This window comes from Nocardia sp. FBN12, assembly GCF_054031145.1.
Genome location: NZ_CM132926.1, coordinates 3,171,771 through 3,197,859, shown reverse-complemented (window position 1 = coordinate 3,197,859; position 26,089 = coordinate 3,171,771). Strand labels below are relative to the sequence as shown.

Below are 26,089 nucleotides of genomic sequence, written 5' to 3'. Positions count from 1 at the left end.
AAGCGGGGGCATTCGGGGGTTCTCACGGCTCGATCAATCCGGCGCGAATGGCGTATCTGGTCAGGTCGAGCCGATCGCGCAGACCGAGTTTCTGCAGGATATTGGCGCGATGCCGGTCGACGGTCTTCGCGCTGATCACCAGCTCGGCGGCGATCTCGCGCGCCGAATACCCCTCCGCGATCAGTTTGAGCACCTCCTCCTCGCGCGGGGTGAGGATCGTTTCCGGCAGTGCGGAGCCCTGCCGGGCGAGCTGCAGGTAGTCGCGTACGAGCGCGGTGACCGCGCCCGGGTAGAGGAAGGATTCACCGCGCATCGTGGCCCGGCACGCCTCGATGAGGTCGCGATCAGCCACCGACTTCAGCACGTAGCCCGAAGCGCCCGCCTTCAGCGACTCGAAGAAGTACTGCTCGTTGTCGTACATCGACAGCATCAGGATGCGGACCGGATGGTTGTTCCTGGTGATCTCGCGGGCGGCCTGGATGCCGGTCATCCGGGGCATGGCGATGTCGAGGATCACCAGGTCGATGCTGTCGTCGGCGAGGGCGGTGACCGCGTCGAGTCCGTTGGCCGCTTCGGCGACCACGAGCAGGTCAGGTTCGTTGTCCAGGATCATCCGCAACCCGCTGCGTACCAGGGCGTGGTCGTCGGCCAGCAGGATCCGGGTCGGGGCGCTCATGCGATGTCCGTTCGGCACGGTCGGAGGGTGGATGTGATCGGGCGCTCGCTCATGCCGGTACCTCCGCGCGCGTACGTACCGGGATGATCAGCTCGACCGCGGTGCCGCCCGACCGCGGTGAGGTGATCGTCAGCGCGGCGTCGATCAGGGTGGCTCGCTCGCGCATCCCGCGAATGCCTGCGCCGTCTTCGACCACGCCGCCGCACCCGTTGTCGGTGACGCGCAGGATGACGGTGTCCGCGCGGGGGGTGATCTGCAGGGTCACCTCGTCGGCGCGCGCGTGCCGTAAGACGTTGGTCAGGCTCTCCTGGGCGACTCGATAACAGACGAGTTCGATGTCGGGGTCGAGCCGGCTGATCGCGGGATCGACCTCTCGGCGCACGGAAATGCCTGCGGTACGGGCGAACTCGTGGCACAGCGCGTTGATCGCACTGTGCAGGCCGAGCTCCTCGAGGACATCGGGCCGCAGCCGCGCGGCAATCCCGCGGACCTCGTCGAGGCAGCCGCGCACGGTCTCCTGCGCCGCTTCGACTTCTTCGCGCAGGTCGGTGGGCGCCCGGTCGACGACCCGTTTGAGCCGCAACAGCGCCACGGTCAGACTCTGCCCGATCTCGTCGTGCAGTTCACGGGCGATGCGCCGCCGCTCACCCTCCTGGGCGGCCAGCGCGGTCCCACCGGCGACCGAACGCTCGGCCTCCAGGCGGTCGAGCATCGCGTTGAAGGTCTCGATCAGGTGATGGAAGTCCCCGCTCGCACCGCGCTCGAGCCGGACCGCGCGCCGGGGCGGGTCGACGCGGCGCATGGAGGCGACCAGCTCGTCGAGCGGAGCCAGCGAGGTACGCAGCGCCACCGCGTTCGCCGTCAGGATCACCGCGAGCCCGATCACCAGCACCGGCACCTCGGTCAGGCGCAACCGCGCCGACACCGTGGCCGGCGAGAGGGCCAGGATCAGCGTGCCGAGGGTGAAGATCACGCCATTGAGCAAGCAGATCCGCCAGAACAACGCCGTCACCGGCGTCCGGATTCGCTGCGCACGTCCTGCTCGCAGCGCTGCGAGACGGTTCATGACACCAGCATGCTGACGGCCGCGCGTTCTGTCCATGGGGTCGCGCACCCATCCCGCACCCGCTGACCGCAGCGAACCGGCGACCGAAATGGGTGTCACGGCCGATAGTGCCCGCCACCTGCGCGAACCAGACTCGGATCAGACGCTTTCGACGATCCAGGAAGGACCGCCGGCCATGGATATCGACCGGACGACGATCCCGGGAGCCGGTGTGCTGCACAGCTTCCACACCAACCACGGCATCCGATTCGCCCTGCTGACGGCATCGACGGGCGAGCGACGCCTGCTCGCCTACGCGGGGGGCAGCGACGAACCCACGGTCGACATCGAACTGGAGCCCGACGAAGCCGACCAGGTCGCCGAGCTGATGCATTCGCGGCCGTTCGGCGACCGGCTCGCCCGCCTCGAACAACGCCTGGACCTGCTGACCGGACGGAAGGCACATCCATGAGCACCGTCGAATCCCCCCGGAGCCAAGCCATGCGTGCACGCGATATCGCGATGAACCTGCCGACCGTCCGCACCAGCGACCCTGTCGCCCGCGCGGTCCGGCTGATGGTCGTGAACCGGTTGCCCGGTCTGATCGTCGTCGACGAGCTGGACCGGCCGGTGGCGGTCCTGCCGGGCACCCAGGTGCTGCGCCTGGCGATTCCCGCCTCCTACCACGACGACCCGACGCTGGTCCGCACGATCGACGAGGTGCACGCCGACCTGTTCTGGCAGGAACCCGGCAGTCTGACCGTCGGCGACTGTCTGCCCGACGGCGCGAGCAAGCCGGTCACCGTCGCCCCCGACGCGACCCTGCTCGAAATCGCGATCCTGATGGCGCGCAAGCACAGTCCGCTCATCGCCGTGGTCGACCGCTCGCGCACGTTGCGCGGCGCGATCACCCTGGAACGGTTGCTGACGAGCCTCGCTGTCGTCGGCCCCGGCGACTGAACCGCACGCCGCGCATGGCCGCAGCGCTTGCCGTCATCATCTTCGTTGTCGCCTTCTTCTTCATCGCCACGGAGAAAGCCGACAAGGTCAAAACCGTCCTGATCGCCGCGGGGGCGATGGCCGTGCTCGGCTTGATTCCCGGCGACGAAGTGTTCTATTCCGCCCACGAGGGCATCGACTGGAACGTCATCTTCCTGCTGCTCGGGATGATGATCATCGTCGGTGTCATCAAGCAGACCGGCCTGTTCGACTATCTGGCGATCTGGTCGGCCAAGCGCTCGCGGGGCAATCCGTATCGCCTGATGGTGATGCTGATGTTGATCACCGCGGTCGCGTCACCGTTTCTCGACAACGTCACGATCATCATGCTGGTCGCCCCGGTGACACTGGTGGTGTGCCGGCGCCTCGGCATCGCCGCGCAACCGTTCCTGATCGCCGAGGTGCTGGCGTCCAATATCGGTGGTGCGGCGACACTGATCGGTGATCCGCCCAACATCATCATCGCCAGCCGGGCGGGGTTGAGCTTCAACGACTTCCTCGTGCACATGGCGCCGATCGTGGTGATCACCTTCGTGCTGTTCGTCGCGCTGACCCGGGTGCTGTTCCGCTCGGCGCTGCGCACCGATCCCACCTCGGTCGACGCGGTGATGGCGCTGCAGGAACGGCGCGCGATCCGCGATCCGCGACTGCTCGTGCGCTCGATGGTGGTGCTGACCGGGGTGGTCGCCGGCTTCTGCCTGCACAGCGTGCTGCATGTCGCGCCGTCGGTGATCGCGCTGGTCGGCGCGGGCGTCATGGTGCTGGTCTCCGGCCTCGACATCGGCGACGTTCTGCAGGAGGTGGAGTGGCCGACACTGGTGTTCTTCATGGGCCTGTTCGTGATGGTCGCGGGCCTGGTGCACACCGGGGTGATCGCCGCGATCGGCGACGCGGCGATCGGCTGGGTGGGCGACAACTACTTCCTGGCCGCGACCGCGCTGGTGTTCGGTTCGGCGATCCTCGGCGCGTTCGTCGACAACATCCCCTACACCGCGACCATGGCGCCGGTGGTCGAGGACATCGTCGCGGGCGCCCCCGATCCGGCTACCGGGCAATCACTGTGGTGGGCATTCGCCCTGGGCGCCGACTTCGGTGGCAACGGTACGGCGGTGGCGGCCAGCGCCAATGTGGTCGCCCTCGGGATCGCCGCCCGCGCGGGGCAGCGGATCACCTTCTGGCAGTTCACCAAGTACGGCATGCTGGTCACGATGCTCAGCAGCTTCATCGCCTGGATCTATGTCTGGATCCGCTACTTCTGAGTCCGCGACGATTCGCACCCGACGTGCCGGGTGACGATCCGGTGGAGCAGCCGGGCGGCGGTGCGGGCGGTGCGGTTGTCGATGTCGAGCCGCGGATTCAGTTCGGCGACATCGACAACCGCGAGTGTGCCGCTTGCGGTGACCCGGTCGCAGACGGACTGGATCGTGGACAGCGGAACACCGTATGCCGCAGGGGCACTCACACCGGGGGCCACCGACGCGGGCAGGACGTCGAGGTCGATGGTCAGATACAGCAGGTCGATGCCGGACAGGAAGTCGTCGATGAACGTGGCGACCCGGGTCGGCTCGCAGTCGTCGTCGAGCAGGTAGCGCACGCCGAATCGGTCCGCGGTGTCGAACAGGATGCGGGTGTTGCTGGGCTGGCTGATCCCGATCACCGCGTACCGGACGTCGCCATCGGTCTCGAGGATCTGCCGGAACGGGGTGCCGGAACTGGGCACGGGATCGGGACGTAGGTCGAAATGCGCGTCGAGATTGAGGATTCCGATGATGCTGCCCTTGGTGCGGCGGGCGGAACCGGCCAGCCCGAGGTAGGTGCCGTAGGCGATTTCGTGGCCGCCGCCGAGAACCACCGGGAAAGCGCCGTCGTCCAGTAATGCGGTGACCGTCTCGCCCAGTCGCCGCTGACCGTCCTCCAGCCGGTCGTCGGTGACGGCGATCGTGCCCGCGTCGAAGGCGCGCAGTGGCGTGGCGAGCGCCATCGGTGCGAGCGCGCCACGCAGCGCGTCCGGTCCTGCCGCCGCTCCTGGACGGCCCTTGTTCCGGCGCACTCCTTCCTCACAGGCGAAACCGACGAAAACACATGCTCCGGGGTCGTTGCCCGGTGCGTAGGGCGTGACGGCCTGATGCCAGCGCAGATGCTCAGGCGTGGTGCCGTCGACACGACCGGTCCAGGCGGATTCGGAAGTCACCGCACCACACCTCGATTCGGAACGACCAGCACTCCTTCGCGCCACACCTGGCTGACCAGGGCAACGCCGGGCCGATAGGCGAGATGCAGGTGCGAGGGGGCGTCCAGTGCGATGACATCTGCCCGGGAACCAGGGGAGAGGGTGCCGATATCGGTGCGCCGCAATGCCTTCGCGCCGCCCGCGGTCGCCGCCCAGACCGCTTCGTCGGGCGTCATGTGCATCTCCCGGACGGCCAGGGCGATACAGAACGGCAAGCTCGTCGTGTAGCTGGTGCCCGGATTGCAGTCCGCGCCGAGCGCGACCGTGACGCCCGCGTCGAGCAGCGCTCTGGCCTCGGGATAGCTGTTGCGCGTACAGAAGTCGGCGCCCGGCAGCAGCGTGGCCACCGTGTCGCTGCCCGCGAGCGCGTCGATATCGGCGCGATTCACGTGCGAGACATGATCGACCGACGCGGCCCCGAGCTCGACGGCGAGCTGAACTCCCGGTCCCTGATGTAGCTGATTGCCGTGCACCCGCGGCACCAGCCCGTGCGCGATTCCGGCCCGCAGCACCGCATGCGCCTGATCGCGGTCGAACGCACCCTGCTCGCAGAACACATCGATCCACCGGGCATACGGCGCACACCGCGGAATCATCTCCTCGCAGACCATCGTGACGTATTCGTCTGCGCGCCCGGCATATTCGGGTGGCGGTACGTGTGCGGCGAGCAGTGTGACCTCGTCGGTGAAGCGTGCGGCGATCTGGACGCTGCGCAGTTCGTCCGCCACGGTCTGCCCGTAGCCGCTCTTGCATTCGACGGTGGTACTGCCCGCGCGCAGCGACTCGTTCAGCAGCCCTTGCACATTCGCCGCGAGCCGCTCGTCGCTCGCCGCGCGTGTCGCCTCGATGGTGGTACGGATGCCACCCGCCGCGTAGGGCCGCCCCGCCATCCTGGCCGCGAACTCCTCGGCGCGATCGCCCGCGAAGACCAGGTGGGAATGCGACTCGACGAATCCCGGCAGCACCGCGCGCCCGCCGAGGTCGAAGCCGGTGTCGGCAGCGGGTGCGTCGGCGCTGTCGCCGACCCACGCCACTCGCCCGTCATCGAGGACGAGCGAGGCCGCGTGCCGGAGCCCCAACGGGCCGTCGCCCAGCGCCGGGTCGTTGGTGACGAGGGTGCCGATATTGCTCAGCACGGTGGTGGGCACGGGGGAGTCCTCCTAGCTGCGGGTGTCGAGCATGGTGGTGTGCGCTGGATAGATCATCTGTGCAGGCGGATTGCTGATGCGTCGCGCGACCGGGAAATAGATCGCGCCGGTGAACACGATGCCCACGATCCACGAGATATCCGCGCCGCCGAGCAGACCCGTGATCGGACCGGTGTAGAGCTTCTGCGCGAGGAACGGCACCTGGGCTATCACGCCGAGCCCGTAGCAGAGCAGCGCCGCCACGTTCCACGCACCGTAGCGGCCGTGCGGATCGTAGAGCGCGGGCAGGTCGACGCGTTCCTTCGAGACCAGGTAGTAGTCGATCAGATTGATCGCGCTCCACGGCGTGAACACCATGAGCAACACCAGCACGAAGTTCTTGAAGTTGTTCAGGAAGTCCGCGCTCGCCGCGAGCGCGATCACCATCGAGACCCCGACGAAGCCGACGATGTAGAGCGAGCGGGCCCGCGTGGAGATCTGCGAGCGCCCGTCGAACGCGGTGACGGTGGTCAGGATGGACATGAATCCGCCGTAGGCATTGAGGCAGTTGACGGTCAGCTTGCCGACCACGATCACCAGATAGACCCCGAACGCGAGTGCCGCGGGCCCGGCGAGCTTGCCGAGAAATCCGACCTGGTCGGCGAGGAACGCCTTGCCCGCGACGGCCGCCACCAGCGCGCCGAGCGTCATCGACCATTGCGAACCGAGCACGCTGCCGAGGAACGTCGACCAGAAGGTGGTGCGCTCACTGGTGCTGCGGGGCAGATAGCGGGAGTAGTCGGCGACATAGGGACCGAAGGTGAGCTGCCAGCCCGCGCTGAGCGAGATCGCCAGCAGGAAGGTCACCGCGTCGAAACCCTTCACGCCGATGAAGTCGCCGACCGGGTACTGGGTGAACAACCGGACCGTCAGATACGTGAAGCCGACGATGCCGACCACCGTCGCCACCCGGCCGACCACATGGATCAGGCGATAGCCCGTGATCGCGACGAACGCGGTGAGCGCCCCGAACACCACGATCCCGATCACCGGATTGTCGACATGGAGCATGTTGTTCACCGCCTGCCCGGCGAGCACGGTGCCGGTAGCAGCGAACCCGAGATACATCAGGATCACCAGCACCAGCGGGATCACCGCTCCCTTGACGCCGAACTGCGCGCGGCTCGAGATCATCTGCGGCAATCCCATCCGCGGTCCCTGCGCGGAATGCAGTGCCATCACCGTGCCGCCGAAGACGTTGCCGAGCAGCAGGCCGATGATGGCCCACATCGCGTCGGCGCCGAACACCACCGCCAGTGCGCCGTCGACCACTGCCGTGATCTGCATATTCGCCCCGAACCACAGGGTGAACTGGCTCCTGGGTGTGCCGTGGCGTTCGTCGTCGGGGACGACGTCGATGGTTCGGCGTTCGGGGGAGAGGAGATCGTCTGGTGTGCCGGTGCGTGTCAATTGCGGCCTGTCTTTCTGCGGTGACGCCGTAGAGCGCGGACCCGGCGGATGTGCGCCAGGTCACGTACGATAGGTATAGACCTGTATAGACAAGAACGTCAAGAGTGGACCGCAGTGAAGGGAGAAGCATCGTGAGCATCGACTCGGATCGGTCCGGACCGGTCGTCGTCGGCACGGGTTCGGTCTCGCCGCAGGATGTGGTGCGGGTGGCCAGGGACGGTGCCGGCGTCGTGGTGTCGGACGAGGCGGTCGCCGCCATCGGGGCCAGCCGTGCGCGGATCGAGGCGCTGGCCGCGGACCCGAGGCCGGTGTACGGCGTGTCGACCGGTTTCGGTGCGCTGGCCGTCCGTCACATCCCACTGGAGTCGCGTAAGCAGTTGCAGTGGAGTCTGATTCGTTCGCACGCGGCCGGGTCCGGCGCCGAAGTGGAGCGCGAGGTGGTGCGCGCGCTGATGTTGCTTCGCCTGTCCACCCTGGCCACCGGCCGGACCGGGGTGCGCCCGGTGGTCGCGCAGACCTATGCCGCGCTGCTGTCGGCGGGAATCACCCCCGTGGTCTACGAGTACGGCAGCCTCGGCTGTTCCGGTGATCTCGCGCCACTGGCGCACGTCGCGCTGGCGGTGATCGGTGAGGGGATGGTGCGAAATACGCACGGCGACTTCATGTCTGCGGCCGAGGCCATGGCCGCCGCCGGCATCGCCCCGGTCGAGCTCGCGGAGAAGGAAGGCCTCGCGCTGATCAACGGTACCGACGGCATGCTCGGCATGCTGGTGCTCGCCTGCCACGACCTGCGCGCCCTGCTGCGCCTGGCCGATGTGACCGCGTCGATGAGCGTGGAGGGTCTGCTCGGCACCGACAAGGTGTTCGCCGCCGACCTACAGGCGCTGCGCCCGCAACCGGGCCAGGCGATCGCGGCCGCGAATATGATTCGCGTGCTCGCGGATTCGCCGATCGTCGCCAGCCACGCGACCCCGGACTGCACCGTCGTCCAGGACGCCTACTCGTTGCGCTGCGCACCCCAGGTCGCCGGCGCCGCCCGCGACACCCTCGACCACGCCGAACGCATCGCGGGCTACGAATTGGCCAGTGCCGTGGACAATCCCGTCGTCACCGTCGACGGTCGCGTCGAATCCAACGGCAACTTCCACGGCGCCCCCGTCGCCTATGTCCTCGACTTCCTCGCCGTCGTGATCGCCGACGTCGCCTCGATGAGCGAACGCCGCACCGACCGCTTCCTCGACAAGGCCCGCAACCACGGCCTGCCGCCGTTCCTGGCCGACGATCCCGGTGTCGACAGCGGCCACATGATCGCCCAGTACACCCAGGCCGCCATCGTCTCCGACCTCAAACGCCTGGCCGCGCCCGCCTCGGTCGACTCGATCCCGTCCTCGGCGATGCAGGAGGACCACGTCTCGATGGGCTGGTCCGCCGCCCGCAAACTCCGCCGCGCCCTCGACGGCCTGACCCGAGTCCTGGCCATCGAGGCGCTCACGGCTGCCCGCGGCCTCGACCTGCGTGCACCGCTGACCCCGGCGCCCGCCACCGCGGCCGTCGTCGCGGCCCTGCGTACCGAGATCCCCGGCCCTGGCCCCGACCGCCACCTCGCTCCGGAAATCGAAGCAGCGGTCCGGCTGGCGGCAACCGGCGCCCTGCTGGCCGCCGCCGAGTCGGCGACCGGCCCGCTCGGCTGATCTGCGCGCCGCGGCGGCTACGCCCGCAACTGCTGTGCGGGTTCGTCCGCGGTGAGCCCACGCAGCGATTCCGGTAGCGGGGTCTGATGCAGGACGCCGAGGCGCTGGGTGGCGCGGGTGAGGGCGACGTAGAGTTCGGCGGCACCGCGCGGTCCGTCGGCCAGAATTCGCTGCGGATCCACGACGAGCACCGCGTCGAACTCGAGGCCCTTCGTCTCCGACGCGGGCACCGTGCCGGCGACGCCCGGCGGCCCGATCACGATGCTCGTCCCCGCGCGGCCCGCCTCGTCCCGGACGAATTCCTCGATCGCGCAGGGCAATTCGTCGGCAGCGACTCGGCGCGACCAGGGCGCGACACCGCAGGAGCGGACCGAATCCGGCGGACGTACGTCGGGCGCGAACTCGGCGAGCACGTCGGCGGCCACAGCCATGATCTCCGCCGGGGTCCGGTAGTTCACGGTCAGGGAACGGTAGATCCAGCGGCTCTGGACATAGGGCTCCATCATCGTGGCCCACGAGGTCGCGCCTGCTGCCGACCGGCGTTGCGCCAGATCGCCGACGATCGTGAAGGAGCGGCTCGGGCAGCGGCGCATCAGCACGCGCCAATCCATCTCCGACAGTTCCTGGGCCTCGTCGACCACCACGTGACCGTAGGTCCAGTCCCGGTCTGCCGCAGCACGTTCGGCGAGTTCGCGGGTGTCGCGCTCGAGGAAGCGTTCGGCCAGGTCCTCGCCGTAGAGCATGTCCTGGGCGAGGAGGTGGTCCTCGTCGTCCATCAGGTCTTCGCGGCTGATCAGCGTGTCGAGCACACCGGCCGCGTACTCGGCCTCGGCTTTGCGTTCGCGCTCGGCGGAGTCGTCGGCGGCCTTGTCACGGCCGAGCAGGTCGACCAGTTCGTCGAGCAGCGGCACGTCCGACACCGTCCACGCGCCACCGTCGGCCCGCCACAGCGCCGCGTCCGCGCCCGCCGCCCGCAACCGATCGTGCGACGAATACAGCTGGGACAGCACGGTTTCCGGTTGCAGGATCGGCCAGCACTGATCGAGCGCCGCGGTGAACTCGGCAGTGTCGGCGAGCTCGCGGACCAGGTCGGCGCGCAGTTGCTCCCAGGCCTCGGTGTCGTCGCGAGTCAGCCAGCCCTCACCGATCCGGGCGATCGCGCGTTCGGTGAGCACGTAGGTGACGATCTCGGCGAACACCGCGCGCGCCTCGTTGTGCGGCCGCCCGCTCTCGCGCGCTTCCTGCCTGGCCCACTCCGCGGTCGCGGCGTCGATGCGCACCGTCACATCGGTCAGCGCGATGGTCAGCGGCACCTCGGGCAGGCGCTGACGGTCCGCGATCGTCGCGGCGAGGACGTCCAGAATTCGCAGCGAACCCTTCAGCCGGGCCGCCTCCGGTGCGTCCTGCGCGATCGCGCGCAGACCGGGCACGAGGTCGGCGGTGGTGGCGAACACGACGTTCGTCTCGCCGAGCGAGGGCAGCACATGGGCGATGTGGTTCAGGAAGGCCGGGTTGGGCCCGACCACCAGCACGCCCTGGCGCTCCATCCGCCGGCGCTGGGTGTAGAGCAGGTACGCCACGCGGTGCAGCGCCACCACGGTCTTGCCGGTGCCGGGGCCGCCCTCGATCACGGTCACGCCGGGGTGCTCGAGACGGATGATCTCGTCCTGTTCGGCCTGGATCGTCGCGACGATATCGCGCATCCCGTCCCCGCGCGGCGCGTCGACGGCGGCGAGCAGCGCGGCGTCCGCCCCACCCTCGCTCCCATCGGGGCGGCCGAGCACCTCATCGGTGAAATCGACCACCTGCCGTCCCCTGGTGTGGAACTGGCGCCGCCTGCGCATGCCCTCCGGGTTCGCCGCGGTGGCGACATAGAATGCGCGCGCCGCGGGCGCCCGCCAGTCCAGGAGCAGCTGTTCCAGGTCGTTCGACTCGTCGAACAGCCCGATCCGGCCGATGTAGGACCGCTCACCCGAGGCGGAGTCGAGGCGGCCGAAACACAGCCCGTTGTCGGCCACGTCGAGGCGCTGCACTTGTTTGCCCAGCGCCCGCACCTCGTTGTCGCGCTCCATCGGGGAGTCGCCCTTGGACCGCAGGGCGGCGCCGTAGCGGCCCTTCACCCGTGCCCGCTCGGCATCGAGGCGCGAGTACAACCCGGCGACATAGCTTTGCTCGGACCGGCGTTCCTCTTCGTACCCGTGCGCTGACATAGGCCCCTAACTGTACTTTTTCCGGTGCGACCGGATGATTGTGCAGCAACCCCTGGGCCTTGCCGCAAGTCCCCACCTGCGCTATATATTGAAAGTGAAGAGAGGTGTTGTCAGCCTTCTCGCATCGGGATACGCACGCCGCGCTCGCGCGCCACCTCGGCCGCACGCTCGTAACCCGCGTCGACATGCCGCATCACCCCGGTGCCCGGATCATTGGTCAGCACCCGCTCCAGCTTCTGCGCGGCCAGCGCGGTCCCGTCGGCGATACACACCTGACCCGCGTGGATCGAACGACCCATCCCGACCCCGCCACCGTGATGGATCGACACCCAGCTCGCCCCGGACGCGGTGTTGAGCAGTGCGTTGAGCAGCGGCCAATCGGCGATCGCGTCGGAACCGTCGGCCATCGCCTCGGTTTCCCGGTAGGGCGAGGCCACCGAGCCGGAGTCGAGGTGGTCGCGGCCGATGGCCAGGGGAGCCGACAGCTCGCCCGAGGCGACCATCTCGTTGAACTTCAGGCCCGCACGGTGACGTTCGCCGTAACCGAGCCAGCAGATCCGCGCGGGCAGCCCTTCGAATTTCACCTTCTCGCCCGCCATGGTGATCCAGCGGCGCAGGTGGTCGTTGTCCGGGAACAGCTCCAGGATCGCGCGGTCGGTCGCGGCGATGTCGGCCGGATCGCCCGAGAGCGCGGCCCAGCGGAACGGGCCGAGGCCCTCTTCGAAGAGCGGGCGGATGTAGGCGGGCACGAAGCCGGGAAACGCGAAAGCCCGGTCGTAGCCGCCCTTTCGGGCCTCGTCGCGGATCGAGTTCCCGTAGTCGAACACCTCGGCGCCCGCATCCATGAATCCGACCATCGCCTCGACATGCGCGGCCATCGACGCCTGTGCCTCGGTGGTGAACCAGACCGGGTCCTTCTCGGCGAGGCTGTGCCAGTCCTCGAGCGCGACCCCGATCGGCAAGTAGGACAGCGGATCATGGGCCGAGGTCTGGTCGGTGACGATATCCATCGGCGCGCCCATGGCCAGCAGTTCGGGGAACACCTCGGCCGCGTTGCCGACAAGGCCGATCGAGAGCGGCCTGCGCTCGTCCCGCGCGGCGATGGCGAGATCCAGTGCCTGCCGCAAGGTTTCGGCTTTCGTATCGAGGTATCCGTGGGCGATCCGCCGATCGATGCGTGCCGGGTCGCAGTCCACACACAGCGCGACGCCGTCGTTCATCGTCACCGCGAGAGGTTGCGCGCCACCCATCCCGCCGACCCCCGCGGTGAGCGTGATGGTGCCCGCGAGGGTGCCACCGAAACGCTTGCGCGCCACCGCGCCGAAGGTTTCATAGGTGCCCTGCAGAATGCCCTGGCTGCCGATGTAGATCCACGACCCGGCCGTCATCTGCCCGTACATCATCAGCCCCAACTGCTCGAGCTTGCGGAACTCGGCCCAGTTGGCCCAGTCGCCGACGAGATTCGAATTCGCCAGCAACACCCGCGGCGCCCACTCGTTGGTGCGGAACACCCCCACCGGCTTGCCCGACTGCACCAGCAGCGTCTCGTCCGAGGCGAGGGTCTCCAGCGTGCGCACGATCGCGTCGAACGCCGCCCAGCTGCGCACCGCGCGCCCGGTTCCGCCGTAGACGACCAGGTCATCGGGGCGTTCGGCGACCTCGGGATCGAGATTGTTCATCAGCATCCGCAGCGCGCCCTCCTGTTGCCAACCGAGGGTGTGCAGCTCGGTGCCGCGCGGAGCGGACACAGGACGAGGGCCGGAGGCAGGCGGTGTCGCGTCGTTCATGCGACCAGTATAGTCCTGTATATACAAGTGACGTGGACGTTCGGGCGCAACGTATTCTCTGGGCGAGGCGAGGAGATATTCGGTGGTGGCGATCGAGATAATCGATGCGGAGCTGGCCGCGCTGTACGGCGAGCTGGGCAGCGAGTTCGCGGCGTACGAGCGGGTCAAGCAGCTGATCATGGCGCAGATCAAGGCCGGACGGTGGACCGTGGGGGAGCAGATACCGTCCGAGAACCAGTTCGTCGCCGCGCTCGGCCTGTCCCGGATGACGATCAACCGCGCGCTGCGTGATCTCACCGCCGACGGCGCGCTCACCCGGGTGATGGGTGTCGGCACGTTCGTCGCGGCGAGCAAGGCCACCTCGCCGCTGTTCGAGGTCCGCAACATCGCCGACGAGATCACCGGCCGTGGGCACCGTCATCGCACCGAGGTGGTGTTCGTGCGGTCCGAGGTACCGGGCGATCAGGAACTCGCGAATGCGATGGGCCCCAAGGTGTTCCACTCGCTGCTGGTGCACTTCGAGGACGGTGTGCCGATCCAGCTCGAGGACCGCTATGTCAACCCGGCGCAGGCCCCCGACTATCTTGCCCAGGACTTCACCGCCGTCACCCCGAACATCTACCTCAGTGAGGTCGCCCCGTTGCTGCGCGGCGAGCATGTCGTCGAGGCGGTGCGGGCGGCGCGCGAAGAGTGCGTGTTGCTCGGCATCGACGCCGACGAGCCGTGCCTGCTGATCCGGCGCCGCACCTGGTCGTCGGGCGGGCTGGTCAGCGTGGCACGGCTCGTGCATCCCGGTTCGCGAAATCGCTTGGAGGGCAGCTTCGGTAGTGAACCGAGCTGATGCGTGGTGACATCTGATCAGGGAGATAGCCGGATATTTCGTCGACGAGAAACCCGCGTTTTTCGAGTATGTTCCCGATGGGTTCCGGCTCTCTCGGTCAGTGCGTGAGCGACGTCTGCAATCGTTATCCGATCTGAATAAAAAGGATAAGCAGCAAATTGTTAGCTAACCGAAAAACATGTGGTGAGCTGGGCATATAGATAAAAGCCGAGTTCGGTTCAATTGTGAGTTATCACTTTTTCGTGACGAAGTGCGCAGGAGGCCGGACCGGGGCTGTACGTTTGGACTCGAGGGTTTCGCTGGGTTCCATTCAGGTAACGGAGAGGGCGGAAATGGCTACAGTCACGCAGCCGTCGGGGCCGCACACAATCGTCTCTCGGCGAGAATTCTCCGCAGCGAAAACAGCGATGACGCCGCCGACCCTGGTGACGCTCGGACTGATCCTGCTGATTCCCGTGCTGATCACCGCGGGGCCGATCCTCGCCTCGGCGCTGATCGCTCGATCGCAGGGTGTCGGCTGGTCCGCCGCGATCGTTTTCGGGGTGATCGGAATCCTCGTCGGCATGTCCGTCACGGCCTCGGCGTGGGCATTCCGCCTGGCCTGGCGTCGCGGTAGCGCCACCGCGCAGGACCCGTTCGGTTCTTCTCTCGTGCGGTAGGAGGTCGACAATGCAGACGTACCGACCGGCGGCGAAACCGCCCATCGAACCACCCCCGGCCGCTGTCGACGAATGTCGTCGCCTGCGCATCGTCGCCAGTATCGAGGCGCCGCACCTGTGGGACTCGACCGCGGCCCGGCTGCTCGCCTGCGCGCGCCGACGCTGGCAGGACCGTCCTGATATCGCCGACCACCCGGCCTTGCGTCGCTGGTCACAGATCCAGGATTCCCAGCTGCGTCCCGAACAGCCTTGCCTGCGTACACTTTTCGCTGCCTTCGCCTCGGGCTCGTTGATCGGCGGTGATCCCTGCGCCGACCTGGCTGCCGCGATCATGCTCCTGTCGAGCTGCCCCGCCGAAGCGGTGCTGCAGGCCGATCCGCGCAACGACCAGCACACCGTGCGCTTCACGGTGTACGCCTACCGTGAGGACGACCTCCCCCTGGCCGAGGACTTGATCACGACCGCCGTTCACTCGTGCGGCACCCTGCTGGCGCGCCGCTGCACGACTATCGCCCCGGCGGTCCGTTCCACTCCGCTCGTCGACCACCCCGTGCCGGATCTGCTGGTTCTCGGCAGTACCGCCGCCCGCTGACCTCGCTCGTCACCGCTGTCGCGGGACGACCCGTCAGAACGAATTCTGCCGCGAGCTGACCGTCGGCGGACGTGAGGAGGCGCGCAGCGGGTTCGCGGTGGGGAAGGTGATCGAGGGCAGCGTCACCCACATGCGAACCCGGGTGCCGTTCTCGTCGTGGTCGAAGGTGAGGTCCTCGGTGAGCACCCGCATCATCTCGACACCGCGACCGCGATAGCCGGGATCGGTCGGGGTGGGGATCCAGTGGCCGTTGTCGGCGATCTCGAGGACCACCCGGTCGCCGTCGCAGCGGGCCGTGAGGCTGACGCGGCCCGCTTCGGCGTCGCGGTAGGCGTGTTCGACGCTGTTGCTGCAGGCCTCGTTGGCCGCGGCGACGAGGTCGGCGGCCAGGTCGTGCGGGACCGCGGCGGTGGCGAACCAGCGGTACAGGCCGCGACGTACGCCGGCCAATTCCGCTGCGGCAGCGGGGAAGTCGAGACACAACGGCTCGGGAGGCTGACGGTAGACGACCATGGCGACGTCGTCGTCATAACCCGCGGGTGGGCACAGTCGCGACAGCACCGCGTCGGCCACATCGCGGGGGAGTGCGGCGCCGGTTTCGCTCAGTACTTCGGCGATCTTGACGAAGCCCTCGGCGATGTCGTACCCGCGCTGCTCGACGAGCCCGTCGGTGAACAGCACCAGGGTCGCGCCCGGCGGCACCGCCGTGGTGGCCTCGGGCCTGCGCGGCGTGTCGAAGGTGGCGAGCGGGACCGCGCGGCCGCCCTCGAGAATCCGGCCCGGACCGCCGGGCGGTGCGAGGACCGGCGGCATGTGGCCGGCATTGGAGTACCGCACCATCCCGCGCTCGGGATCGAGCACGGCCGCGCACACCGTCGTACACATGGCGCCCGGGATCCGCGAGGCCACGGCGTCGAGTTCGGCGAGCAACTGCGCCGGTCCGGCCCCACGTAGCAGCAAAGCCCTTGCCGCGGTCCGCAATTGGCCCATCACCACCGCCGCGGACAGGCCGCGCCCGACGCAGTCGCCGACGACGACGCCGATGGTGCCGTCGCGCAACGGCACCACGTCGTACCAGTCGCCGCCGATCTCGAGCGGTGGCAAGGCGGGTTCGTAGTGCACCGAGAACCGCGGCGGCAGTTCGATCGGTCCGAGCATCGCCCGCTGCAGAGTCAGCGAAGTGGCGCGTGCCTGATCGAAGTTGCGTGCGCGCTGCAGTGCGACGCTGAGATGGCCGACGAGCAACGAGTACAGCGCCCAATCGGCCGCACTGACCGCGCGCGGTGCGCCGAAGCGCACCCACAGCGCCGCGTCACCGGTCTCGCCGAGCGGCGCCACGACCGCGTCGACGCCGCCTTCGTCGCCGGTGATTGCCGAGAGCCCGCGGGCGGTCTGCCTGCGCGAGCGGTCGAGCAGCGCCTGGGTGTCGTCGTCGAGCACGACCGGGCCGTCGGCGCGTGGCCCGCTCTGGCGCATCGGCGCGGCGGTGAATTGTGGTGCGGTGCCGGTGGTTTCGGGCTCCTGTTCGGTACTCGACGGCGTCGCGCCGCAGGAGTAGACGTCGGGTCGCCCGGTCCGGCTCGGCCAGATCGCGACCAGGGCGGTCGCGGCACCCATCGTCCGGCGCAGTTCGTCGAGTCCGACCGCGAGGACTTCCACCATGCTCGTCGCCGCGCCGACGGCGGTCGCCAGGCGCGAGGCGGCCTGGTCGCGGGCCTGTGCGTCGTGTTCGGCGGTCACATCGCGCACGGTGCCGACGAAGATCCGTTCGTCGTTCTCCTGCTTCACCAGCGAGCTCGCGCTCACCGCCAGCCAGCGTTCCCGGCCGTCACGATGACGTACCGGCATCACGAATCGCGCTGCCTCCGTGCCGATCTGGGGGTACCCGGAGCGATCGGACAGTGCCCACGGATGCGGTAGCCGAAACGGCACCTCGGTGGCGCCGTAGCCGGTGAGTACCCCGAACGCCGAGTTCACCTCGACGATGGTGCCGTGGTCGTCGGCGACGAAGAAACCGTCCTGCAACGATTCCACCAGCGCGGTACGAAAGGCGTCGCGACCTTCGAGATCCTCTGCGCGGGAACGCTGTTGCTCGTACCGGCGGGTGCCGTCGAGATAACCACGGGTGGCGATATCGAGGGCCGCCATCGTCTGTAGCAGGAATTCCAGGGCGATTTCGGCGCGGCGTGGGTCGTCCCGGATCTCGGGGTCCTCGGCGACGGCCCGGAAGTGGTTCTCGGTGAGGTCGAGCAGGCTGATGTCCTCGACGAGGGCCCGCCGACCGAGGTCGTAGCCCTCGGAGAGCCCGGCCTGGCCTGGCGCGGCGACATGGCGGCGCATAGCCGCCGAATAGTCGTCCAGAAATGCGACCAGGACAGCGCTCATCGGCAACCTCTCATCGGCCAGGTCTGGGGGAACGGGCCGCGGTGTCGCGGCCTCATGGGCAGGGCCCACGGAAACGCGCCGCGAGTACCAGTGCGTCGTCGGTGTCCTTCGCGTCGCGTGCGAGCAGGTCGCCCGCGATCGCGGTGGCGGGTTTGGCCAGGTCGAGCGATTCGGGGCCGACCGCGACGATGCCGTCGGTCGCCATCAGCAGCAGATCGCCGGGGCGGATCGGCAGCGTCTGCGGCTGCAGGTGCGAGGGCAGCCGGTAGCCGACGATGCCGCCGGTGAGCAGCATCGTGGCCCGCAGTTCCGGACCGGCCGGGCCGAGGGTGAGCAGTCGCGAATCGACATTGCCCACGCCGAGCCATTGCAACGTCTCGCCCGGCTCGATCAAGGCCAAAGACACTGCGGCGCCGCGAGTTTCGACCATCGCGCGATGACAGAGCACCATCAGCACATCCAGCGGTTCGCCACAGTTCTCGGTGAGGATGGTCGTGGCGCGATCGGCCGCCTCGGCCGCGGGCGCACCGTGGCCGAGCCCGTCGAGCACCGCGAACAGCACGCCGGCGCCGGTGTCGAGCACGAGCGCGCGGTCACCGGAGACGTTCTGGCCGGGCAGTGCCCGGCCGGCCGTCGACCACTCCATGCGCCCGATGATCCCGTCCTCATGCAACGTCGGGTACCCACTTCCACATCTCGATCAACGTCCCGCGGCCCGGGGCCGAATCGATGGTGAGGCGGTCCATCAGTCTGCGTGCGCCGGGCAGGCCGAGTCCGAGTCCGCGGCCGGTGGAATAGCCGTCTTCCAGCGCGCGGGGAATGTCGCGGATGCCGGGGCCCTGGTCCTCGGCTTGGATGACGAGCGCGCGGCGACCCTCGCGCAAGTCGATGAGCAGCCTGATCTCGCCGCTGCCCGCGTAGCTGGTGATGTTGCGGGCGATTTCGGAGATGGCGGTGGAGATCATGGTGCGATCGGTGAGGGTGAAACCGAGATCACCGGCCAATTCGCTGCCGGCTTGCCGGGCGGTGACGATGTCCTCGGACACCTTGACCGCGATCGCCACCTGCTCAGCGGCCACTGTCGCGACCGTCTCGTCGCCGCGGGTGCCGATTCAGCCAGGAGAGGCCTTCCTCGAGATCCAGCGCGGTGTGCATGTCTTCGAATGTCAGGCCCAGTTGCACCATGGCGAAGGCGACTTCGGGTTGCAGCCCGACGATGACGGTTTCCGCGCCGCGCAACTGGGTCATGTGCGCGATGGTGCGCAACGAGCGCGCGGCGAAGGAATCCATGACGTCGATGGCGGTGACGTCGACGATGATGCCGGTCGCGCGATAGCGACTGACCTGCTTCATCAGGTCGTCCTGCAACCGCTCGGTGTCGGCGTCGGTCAGGGCCGACTGTACCGAGGCGATCAGGTACGTGCCCTGCTTGAGAATAGGTACCGGCATGGTGGCTTGGTCAGCGCCCGTCCCGCTCGCTCAAGCGCTCGGTCACTCGGGAGACCTCGTACCCGAGTAGGCGCTCAGCTTCTTCGATGCCGCCCTGCAGGTCGCCGACCGCGTTCATCTTGGACAGGTCAAGGCCGATGGTCACCAGGGTCAGCGCGATCTCCGAGGACAGGCCGGTGATGATCACGCTGGCGCCCATCAGACCGGACGCGTCGACGGTCTGCACGAGGTGGTTGGCCACCACGGAGTCGATCGCGGGCACACCGGTGATGTCGATGACGACCACCTTGGCGCGATTGGCGCGGATGGCGCGCAGCAGCTGCTCGGTGAGCTGGCGGGCGCGCTGGGAGTCGAGCACACCGATGATCGGCAGGATGAGCAGCTGCTCGCGGACCTGCAGCACCGGGGTGGACAGCTCGCGGATGGCCTCTTGCTGGCGGCTGATGACGCGCTCGCGCTCCTGCACGAACGACACGGCCACGGTGTTGGCGATGCGGTTGGCGGCCGGTTCGTAGGCGTCGAGCACGCGGTTGAGCAGCTCGAAGTTGGACTGGTATTTCTCGAAGAGGCTGCGGGCGAGCACGTCGCGCAGCAGCAGCACGATGCCGATGACCTCGTCTGTCTCGACGCCTCGCGGAATGATGCGCTCGGACAGGTCGCGGGCGTAGGCCTGCAGTGCTTCGACGCTACCGGTGACCAGCACCTCGACGTAGTTGTCGTACATCGACGTCGCCTCGGAGAAGATTTCCTCCGGGGTCATGGCGGTCAGCAGCTCGGCCTCGGTGATACGCCGTGCCCACTCTTCCCGCAGCCCGGTGCGGTTCTGCCGCAGGTGCTCGACCAGCTGCGGGAGCAGATTGTCGAGCGGCTGCGCTGGCAGCGAATCCGCCGAAAGACTCGTGGACACCTCGGACATGGAAACCCCTGCCCCTTTCGACGACGGATGTTCTCGGTGCGCACAGTGCGCGTTGAGCCTGAGAATACTCATACCCCCTTTGCCGTGCTGCCCAAACGTGGCGCTGTCGGCTATTCCGGAGCGAACCCGCGCTCCAGTGCCCGTAGTGCCTGGTCCAGATAGACGGTCAGATCGGTGTCACCGCGCTCGAGCCAGGCGTCGAACGCGGCGCGCGCGGCGGCCAGGGTGGTGCGTCCGATGGCCAGCGGAACGAGGTCGCCCGCGCTCGCGCCGAGGCGGCTCGCGGCGAACTCACCGACGGCGTGTTCCCACGCGTCGTAGTGCGCTCCCGCGCCCGCCGAGAGTGCGGGAACGCCGGAGACCAGTCGCATTCTGGTGCGCAATTCCGGAATGTCCTCGGCGCGATATCTGTTGGCCGCCACCACGATTCGGCGAACTGCCGCCATCATCGGCTCGTCGGCGGGAACCGCGGCGAACGCGGCGCGCAGGTCGTCGACCTCGTTGTCGAACTGGTGCCACAGCACCTCGGCCTTGGTGGGGAAGTAGCGGAAGAAGGTCCGCTCGCTGACGCCGGCTTCGGCGGCGATGCGCTCCACGGTGACGTCGTCGAACCCGTGCTCGGCGAACAGTTTCATCGCGATCACCTCGAGTTGGCGACGCGTGGTGCGCGGCGGACGCCCGCGGTGCCCCGGTTGCTTCGGAGTCGACATCGGTGCGCGCGAAGGCGGGGCGGACATGGATACAGGATAGAGAGGGGCGCTCGACCTGCACGAGCTATTGATTATGTCAGTGACTGACGTTAATGTTGGCGCCATGTTCGTGGCGCACCTCACATCGCCCGAGGCAGGTGTGCGCGCCGCCGCGGGAGTGATCCTGGTCATCCCGCTCGGCGCGACCGAGCAGCACGGCCCGCATCTGCCGCTGTCGACCGACAGCGACATCGCGTCGGCGGTCTGCCTGCGGGCCGCGGCCGAGCGCTCCGACGTGCTCATCGCGCCTGCCGTTCCCTACGGGGCCAGCGGCGAGCACGCGGGGTTCGCGGGCACCTTGTCGATCGGCCAGGCCGCGCTGGAGTTCCTCGTCGTCGAACTGTGCCGCTCCGCCACGGACACCTTCTCGCGGATCGTGCTGGTGAACGGGCACGGCGGCAATATGGAAGCGCTGCGCCGCGCGGTGGCGTTGCTGCGGTCGGAGTCGCGTGATGTGCGGCTGTTCTCGCCCGGCTACGGCGGCGACCCGCACGCCGGGCGCACCGAAACCTCGATCCAGCTCGCGCTGAGCCCCGACCTGGTGCGCACCGAACTGGCCGAACCAGGGGATCGGCGCCCGCTCACCGAACTGCTGCCGCTGCTGCGCGCGGGCGGTGTGCGGGCCGCGAGCCCCAACGGAATCCTCGGCGATCCCACCGGATCGAACGCCGACGAAGGCGCCGATCTGCTCGGGATCGCCACGATCGCATTACTGGAAGACCTGCGCCGATGGTGGCCGCAGGATCATGAGGAAGGACCCCGATGAATCCCTGGTTCGAGACCGTTGCCGAGGCGCAGCGGCGCGCCCGCAAGCGCCTGCCGAAGTCGGTGTACGGCGCGCTGATCGCCGGTTCGGAACGCGGACAGACCATCGAAGACAACCAGGCCGCGTTCACCGAACTCGGTTTCGCCCCGCACTGCGCGGGCCCGATCGGCGAGCGCGACCAGTCGACCACGGTGCTCGGTCGGCAGGTCTCCATGCCGGTGCTGATCTCGCCGACCGGCGTGCAGGCGGTGCACCCCGACGGTGAGGTCGCCGTCGCTCGCGCCGCGGCGGCGCGCGGAATCGCCATGGGGCTCAGCTCTTTCGCGAGCAAGCCCGTCGAGGATGTCCTCGCCGCCAACCCGGCGACCCTGTTCCAGCTGTACTGGTGCGGCAACAAGGACCAGATCCTCGAGCGGATGGCCAGGGCGAAGAAGGCCGGGGCGGTGGGCCTGATCCTCACGCTGGACTGGTCGTTCTCGCACGGTCGCGACTGGGGTAGCCCGGTGATCCCGGAATCGCTGAACCTGCGCACGATGATGAAGTTCGCGCCGCAGACCCTCGCGCGCCCGCGCTGGCTCGCGACCTACCTGCGCTCGGGCAGCATTCCCGACCTCACCGCGCCCAATATGGCGGTCGGCGGCGGCGCGGCGCCCGGGTTCTTCGGCGCCTACGGCGAATGGATGCAGACCCCCGCACCGGACTGGGACGATGTCGCCTGGATCTGCGCGCAGTGGGACGGCCCGGTGCTGCTCAAGGGTGTGATGCGCGTCGACGACGCTCTGCGCGCCGTCGACGCGGGCGTTGCCGGCATCTCGGTGTCCAACCACGGCGGCAACAATCTCGACGGCACTCCCGCCGCCATCCGCGCACTGCCGGTGCTCGCCGACGCGGTCGGTGACCAGATCGAGGTGCTCCTCGACGGTGGCATCCGGCGCGGCAGTGATGTCGTGAAGGCCGTGGCGCTCGGTGCGCGTGCAGTGCTGATCGGGCGCGCCTCCCTGTGGGGTCTGGCGGCCAACGGTCAGGCCGGTGTCGAGAATGTTCTCGACATCCTGCGCGGCGGCATCGATTCCGCGCTACTGGGTCTGCGCAAGACCTCGATCACCGACCTGACCCGCGACGACATCATCGTTCCGGCCGGCTTCGAACGCGCGCTGGGCGTCGATTCGGTCCAAAAGAATTCCGGCAACCGGGATTTCGCGACCAACGGAACAGTCGCCAGCGGCGCCGCGGCTGGATAGTATCGGCGGTTGATCGTCACCGTCCGAGGGGGAATTTCGTGAGTGCGGTTTCGGATATCGAAGGTTCGCGTAGCCGAATCATGATGTCGCGCAGTGTGTCCTATACGTTGCCTGCCGTGGTGGCGGTGGCACTGGTCTCGGCCGGGTGTGGCACCGCCACCCCGAAACCGGCACCGCGCGCGGCGTCGACCACCCTGACGACCACCTCGAAGCCCCCGACGACGACATCGCGGGCGACCACGACCACCTCGGCCGCCGCGAAGCCGGCGTCGGTCGCTGTCTGCGTGGACAAGACCACCGACGTTCGCGTGGCCGACGACCGGTGCGACACTTCCGATTCCAGGTATTCGCGCTTCTGGTACCAGCACACCGACACGTTCGTGTACCCGGCGATCGGTGTCGCCGTGGCCCTCGCCGCGGGCAGTTTCCTGCGCCCGACCAGCGGCGATGTCTTCGATCGCGGCGCTCCGGACAAGGGTGGCACGGTCAGCCGCGGCGGGCTGGGCAAGGCGCGCCCGGATTCCTCCGGTGGCAGTTCGGGTTCATAGGACGAGCCCGCCCGGCACATCCGCGCCGGGCGGGCCCGCACCTCGCACCTGGTCGAGCCGGCGATGCCGCTGTGGAACTGACGAACTCGGCGAAAGCCGAAGTTTCGGCAACCTTCAACCGAATGCGCACGCCGACCGGCCCAGCACGAACGGCCGAAGTTCTATTCGCTTGCGGCACTGCGGTGATGGTCGACGAGGGTGTCGTAGATCTCCGCGAGCGCGGCGAGCTGGTCGCGATCGAGGACATCGATCATGTGCCTGCGCACACTGCGCACATGCGCGGGTGCGGCCGTGGTGAGCAGTTGGCCGCCGGTCGTGGTCAGCCTGGCCACGGTGCGGCGCTGGTCGTGCGGCATCGTCTCGCGCGAGACGAGGCCGCGTTTCTGCATGCGGGTGATCTGGTGCGAGAGCCTGCTCTGCGACCATTCGAGCGCACCGGCCAGATCGGCGAAGGTGAGCCGCTGACCTGGTGCGTCGGCCAGGTGGACCAGGACGGAATATTCGATATAGCTCAGGTTGGCTGCCCGGCCGGCATCGCGCCCGATCGCCGCGGCGATCAGGTCGCGGGTCCGGACATAGCCCAGCCAGGCACGCATTTCGACATCATCGAGCCACTGTGGATCGGTCACGATCGAGCTCCAGATTCTGAAGGTGCAGGCTTCGGATTGAACGGTGCATCCCCGCCACCGCCCGGAGAATGGGTAGCACCGTTTGTGTTGAACGTGCAACCTCGACAATCCTTGAGCTAGCTGTTTCCTGGCACTACCGGGAAGGTAGGGTTGCCTAACAAGAGGCTCAGTGTGCAGGAGTCGTAGGCTGCGGATTGCTTTGTGACCAGCCCTGCCTGGTGCTCCGCAGTGTTGCGGTGCCCGCCCTGCCCGAAGGAGTGCGATCCGTGACCGCGCCGGAGTTCCGCTATTCCGATCTGCTGCCGATCGGCGCCGACGAGACGCCCTACCGCCTGCTCACCAGCGAGGGGGTCAGCACCTTCGAGCACAACGGGCGCACCTTCTTGCAGGTCGATCCCGAGGCGCTGCGGCTGCTGACCGAGACGGCGATCCACGACATCAGCCACTATCTGCGCCCCGCGCACCTGCGGCAGTTGCGCAAGATCATCGACGACCCCGAGTCCTCGGGCAACGACCGCTTCGTCGCGCTCGACCTGCTCAAGAACCTCAACATCTCCGCGGGCGGTGTCCTGCCGATGTGCCAGGACACCGGCACCGCGATCGTGATGGGCAAGAAGAGCGAGGGCGTGCTCACCGGTGTCGACGACGCCGAATGGCTCAGCCGTGGCATCTTCGACGCCTACACCAAGCTGAACCTGCGCTACTCCCAGCTCGCCCCGATCACCATGTGGGACGAGAAGAACACCGGCACCAACCTGCCCGCCCAGATCGAGCTGTACTCGACCGAGGGCGACGCCGACAACCCGGTGTACAAGTTCCTGTTCATGGCCAAGGGCGGCGGTTCGGCCAACAAGTCGTTCCTGTACCAGGAGACCAAGGCCGTCCTGAACCCCGAGCGCATGCTCGAGTTCCTCGACGAGAAGATCCGCTCGCTGGGCACCGCGGCCTGCCCGCCGTACCACCTCGCGGTGGTCATCGGTGGCACCAGCGCCGAATTCGCCTTGAAGACAGCGAAATACGCCTCGGCGCACTACCTGGACAACCTGCCCACCGAGGGCTCGATCACCGGCCACGCGTTCCGTGACGTCGAGCTCGAAGAAGAGGTCTTCCAGCTCACCCGTGAGTTCGGCATCGGCGCGCAGTTCGGCGGCAAGTACTTCTGCCACGACGTGCGCGTGGTCCGCCTGCCCCGGCACGGCGCGTCCTGCCCCGTCGCGATCGCCGTCTCCTGCTCGGCCGACCGCCAGGCACTGGCCAAGATCACCAAGGACGGCATCTTCCTGGAGCAGCTGGAAACCGAACCGGCCCAGTACCTTCCGGAGCAGACCGCCGACATCCTCGGTGGCGATGTCGTCAAGATCGATCTCAATCGCCCGATGGACGAGATCCGCGCCGAACTGTCGAAATACCCGGTGAAGACCCGTCTTTCGCTGACCGGCCCGTTGGTCGTGGCCCGCGACATCGCCCACGCCAAGATCAAGGAACGCCTCGACGCGGGCGAACCCATGCCGCAATACCTGCGCGATATGGCCGTCTACTACGCCGGTCCGGCGAAGACCCCCGAGGGTTACGCCTCGGGCTCGTTCGGCCCCACCACCGCCGGTCGCATGGACTCCTATGTCGACCAGTTCCAAGCCGCGGGCGGCTCGATGGTCATGCTCGCCAAGGGCAACCGCTCGGCCCAGGTCACCAAGGCCTGCGACGAACACGGCGGCTTCTACCTCGGCTCCATCGGCGGCCCCGCGGCGCGCCTGGCGCTGGACTGCATCAAGAACGTCGAGGTCCTCGAATACCCCGAACTCGGGATGGAAGCCGTCTGGAAGATCGACGTCGAAGACTTCCCCGCCTTCATCGTCGTCGACGACAAGGGCAACGACTTCTTCGCCGAAACCTCCAAGCCGATCGCCTTGCGCGTGCGCACCCGTTCCAAGGAACGCGTGTAGTCATCCGCTCCGATACCCCGGTGTCCGCGTCGGCGGGTGCCGGGGTTTTCGGCTGTTTCGCCGGCCCGGCGGCGACTGCCACCCCGGTGTAATGTGACGCACGACATACGGCGTACAGGGCCTGGCAGGGGTGCGG

26 protein-coding genes are annotated in these 26,089 nt (G+C 68.2%); 11 read left to right on the top strand and 15 right to left on the bottom strand.

The genetic code is table 11. From position 1 onward, the window contains the following. Nucleotides 1-22 precede the first annotated feature (22 nt). Both ACWZHB_RS15415 and ACWZHB_RS15410 read right to left on the bottom strand, forming a co-directional pair. Nucleotides 23-676, bottom strand: coding sequence for a response regulator (locus tag ACWZHB_RS15415; RefSeq protein WP_301901138.1), 654 nt, complete (start codon nucleotides 674-676; stop codon nucleotides 23-25). A gap of 49 nt (nucleotides 677-725) precedes the next feature. After that, entirely contained in the window at nucleotides 726-1,742 is a 1,017-nt protein-coding gene (locus tag ACWZHB_RS15410) for a sensor histidine kinase (protein ID WP_427908627.1), read from the bottom strand. 175 nt (nucleotides 1,743-1,917) lie between these two features. On the opposite strand from ACWZHB_RS15410, the gene ACWZHB_RS15405 reads away from it, so the two are divergent. From ACWZHB_RS15405 to ACWZHB_RS15395, 3 genes are read left to right on the top strand one after another with little or no spacing between them, the layout of a single operon-like run. Continuing rightward, a complete protein-coding gene (locus ACWZHB_RS15405; protein WP_427908626.1) occupies nucleotides 1,918-2,193 on the top strand; it encodes a hypothetical protein in 276 nt (91 codons plus the stop codon). Between the two features lie 29 nt (nucleotides 2,194-2,222). After that, on the top strand, nucleotides 2,223-2,681 hold the full coding sequence (locus ACWZHB_RS15400) for a CBS domain-containing protein (protein WP_427908625.1): 459 nt from the start codon (nucleotides 2,223-2,225) through the stop codon (nucleotides 2,679-2,681). Between the two features lie 14 nt (nucleotides 2,682-2,695). Further along, entirely contained in the window at nucleotides 2,696-3,979 is a 1,284-nt protein-coding gene (locus ACWZHB_RS15395) for an ArsB/NhaD family transporter (RefSeq protein ID WP_427908624.1), read from the top strand. Here ACWZHB_RS15395 and hutG read toward each other — a convergent pair. The 3 genes from hutG to ACWZHB_RS15380 are packed head-to-tail and all read right to left on the bottom strand — an operon-like array spanning nucleotide 3,970 to nucleotide 7,547. Beyond that, a complete protein-coding gene (gene hutG / locus ACWZHB_RS15390; RefSeq protein WP_427908623.1) occupies nucleotides 3,970-4,911 on the bottom strand; it encodes a formimidoylglutamase in 942 nt (313 codons plus the stop codon). The genes ACWZHB_RS15395 and hutG overlap by 10 nt on opposite strands. Continuing rightward, the gene (hutI, locus tag ACWZHB_RS15385; protein ID WP_427908622.1) at nucleotides 4,908-6,098 is read right to left on the bottom strand and encodes an imidazolonepropionase; all 1,191 of its coding nucleotides are present in this window, start codon (nucleotides 6,096-6,098) and stop codon (nucleotides 4,908-4,910) included. The genes hutG and hutI overlap by 4 nt, the downstream gene beginning before the upstream one ends. A 12-nt stretch (nucleotides 6,099-6,110) precedes the next feature. After that, entirely contained in the window at nucleotides 6,111-7,547 is a 1,437-nt protein-coding gene (locus tag ACWZHB_RS15380) for a purine-cytosine permease family protein (protein ID WP_427908621.1), read from the bottom strand. 131 nt (nucleotides 7,548-7,678) lie between these two features. On the opposite strand from ACWZHB_RS15380, the gene hutH reads away from it, so the two are divergent. Next, nucleotides 7,679-9,238: a histidine ammonia-lyase gene (gene hutH / locus ACWZHB_RS15375; RefSeq protein ID WP_427908620.1), complete on the top strand. Its 1,560-nt coding sequence runs from the start codon at nucleotides 7,679-7,681 to the stop codon at nucleotides 9,236-9,238. Nucleotides 9,239-9,255: 17 nt separating this feature from the next. Here the strand turns inward: hutH and helR are convergent, their stop codons facing one another. Continuing rightward, nucleotides 9,256-11,448, bottom strand: a complete 2,193-nt coding sequence (gene helR / locus ACWZHB_RS15370) for an RNA polymerase recycling motor ATPase HelR (protein ID WP_427908619.1) — start codon at nucleotides 11,446-11,448, stop codon at nucleotides 9,256-9,258. Between the two features lie 110 nt (nucleotides 11,449-11,558). Next, entirely contained in the window at nucleotides 11,559-13,235 is a 1,677-nt protein-coding gene (hutU, locus tag ACWZHB_RS15365; RefSeq protein ID WP_427908618.1) for a urocanate hydratase, read from the bottom strand. A gap of 85 nt (nucleotides 13,236-13,320) precedes the next feature. Between hutU and hutC the strand changes: the two genes are divergently transcribed. The 3 genes from hutC to ACWZHB_RS15350 all read left to right on the top strand — a co-directional run bounded on the left by hutC (nucleotide 13,321) and on the right by ACWZHB_RS15350 (nucleotide 15,327). After that, nucleotides 13,321-14,076, top strand: coding sequence for a histidine utilization repressor (hutC, locus tag ACWZHB_RS15360; RefSeq protein WP_427908617.1), 756 nt, complete (start codon nucleotides 13,321-13,323; stop codon nucleotides 14,074-14,076). A 407-nt stretch (nucleotides 14,077-14,483) separates the two neighbouring features. Further along, nucleotides 14,484-14,735 (top strand): hypothetical protein, encoded by a 252-nt coding sequence (locus ACWZHB_RS15355; RefSeq protein WP_427908616.1) that lies wholly within the window; start codon nucleotides 14,484-14,486, stop codon nucleotides 14,733-14,735. Between the two features lie 10 nt (nucleotides 14,736-14,745). Then, the gene (locus ACWZHB_RS15350) at nucleotides 14,746-15,327 is read left to right on the top strand and encodes a hypothetical protein (RefSeq protein ID WP_427908615.1); all 582 of its coding nucleotides are present in this window, start codon (nucleotides 14,746-14,748) and stop codon (nucleotides 15,325-15,327) included. A 33-nt stretch (nucleotides 15,328-15,360) separates the two neighbouring features. Here the strand turns inward: ACWZHB_RS15350 and ACWZHB_RS15345 are convergent, their stop codons facing one another. The 6 genes from ACWZHB_RS15345 to mftR all read right to left on the bottom strand — a co-directional run bounded on the left by ACWZHB_RS15345 (nucleotide 15,361) and on the right by mftR (nucleotide 20,814). Next, nucleotides 15,361-17,712, bottom strand: coding sequence for a SpoIIE family protein phosphatase (locus ACWZHB_RS15345; RefSeq protein WP_427908614.1), 2,352 nt, complete (start codon nucleotides 17,710-17,712; stop codon nucleotides 15,361-15,363). Nucleotides 17,713-17,764: 52 nt separating this feature from the next. After that, entirely contained in the window at nucleotides 17,765-18,358 is a 594-nt protein-coding gene (locus ACWZHB_RS15340; protein ID WP_427908613.1) for a SpoIIE family protein phosphatase, read from the bottom strand. A gap of 19 nt (nucleotides 18,359-18,377) precedes the next feature. After that, complete coding sequence (locus ACWZHB_RS15335) at nucleotides 18,378-18,791, bottom strand: ATP-binding protein (protein ID WP_056809992.1); 414 nt, start codon at nucleotides 18,789-18,791, stop codon at nucleotides 18,378-18,380. After that, nucleotides 18,781-19,161 (bottom strand): STAS domain-containing protein, encoded by a 381-nt coding sequence (locus ACWZHB_RS15330; RefSeq protein WP_056809990.1) that lies wholly within the window; start codon nucleotides 19,159-19,161, stop codon nucleotides 18,781-18,783. Before ACWZHB_RS15330 ends, ACWZHB_RS15335 begins: the two co-directional genes overlap by 11 nt. Nucleotides 19,162-19,171: 10 nt before the next feature. After that, a complete protein-coding gene (locus tag ACWZHB_RS15325; protein ID WP_056809988.1) occupies nucleotides 19,172-20,077 on the bottom strand; it encodes an STAS domain-containing protein in 906 nt (301 codons plus the stop codon). Nucleotides 20,078-20,187: 110 nt separating this feature from the next. After that, entirely contained in the window at nucleotides 20,188-20,814 is a 627-nt protein-coding gene (gene mftR / locus ACWZHB_RS15320) for a mycofactocin system transcriptional regulator (protein WP_427908612.1), read from the bottom strand. Nucleotides 20,815-20,890: 76 nt separating this feature from the next. Here mftR and mftE point away from each other — a divergent pair, with 76 nt between their 5' ends. Together mftE and mftD are read left to right on the top strand one after the other, a co-directional pair. Further along, nucleotides 20,891-21,592: a mycofactocin biosynthesis peptidyl-dipeptidase MftE gene (gene mftE, locus ACWZHB_RS15315; protein ID WP_427908611.1), complete on the top strand. Its 702-nt coding sequence runs from the start codon at nucleotides 20,891-20,893 to the stop codon at nucleotides 21,590-21,592. Continuing rightward, a complete protein-coding gene (gene mftD, locus ACWZHB_RS15310; protein WP_427908610.1) occupies nucleotides 21,589-22,833 on the top strand; it encodes a pre-mycofactocin synthase MftD in 1,245 nt (414 codons plus the stop codon). The genes mftE and mftD overlap by 4 nt, the downstream gene beginning before the upstream one ends. Nucleotides 22,834-22,933: 100 nt before the next feature. On the opposite strand, the gene ACWZHB_RS15305 is transcribed toward mftD, so the two are convergent. After that, complete coding sequence (locus ACWZHB_RS15305; protein WP_427908609.1) at nucleotides 22,934-23,125, bottom strand: hypothetical protein; 192 nt, start codon at nucleotides 23,123-23,125, stop codon at nucleotides 22,934-22,936. Between ACWZHB_RS15305 and ACWZHB_RS15300 the strand changes: the two genes are divergently transcribed. Beyond that, nucleotides 23,118-23,381, top strand: a complete 264-nt coding sequence (locus ACWZHB_RS15300) for a hypothetical protein (RefSeq protein ID WP_427908608.1) — start codon at nucleotides 23,118-23,120, stop codon at nucleotides 23,379-23,381. The genes ACWZHB_RS15305 and ACWZHB_RS15300 overlap by 8 nt on opposite strands. A 161-nt stretch (nucleotides 23,382-23,542) precedes the next feature. On the opposite strand, the gene ACWZHB_RS15295 is transcribed toward ACWZHB_RS15300, so the two are convergent. Next, complete coding sequence (locus ACWZHB_RS15295) at nucleotides 23,543-24,010, bottom strand: MarR family winged helix-turn-helix transcriptional regulator (protein ID WP_427908607.1); 468 nt, start codon at nucleotides 24,008-24,010, stop codon at nucleotides 23,543-23,545. Nucleotides 24,011-24,276: 266 nt separating this feature from the next. On the opposite strand from ACWZHB_RS15295, the gene ACWZHB_RS15290 reads away from it, so the two are divergent. Then, a complete protein-coding gene (locus ACWZHB_RS15290; protein ID WP_427908606.1) occupies nucleotides 24,277-25,953 on the top strand; it encodes a fumarate hydratase in 1,677 nt (558 codons plus the stop codon). Nucleotides 25,954-26,089: the final 136 nt, after the last annotated feature.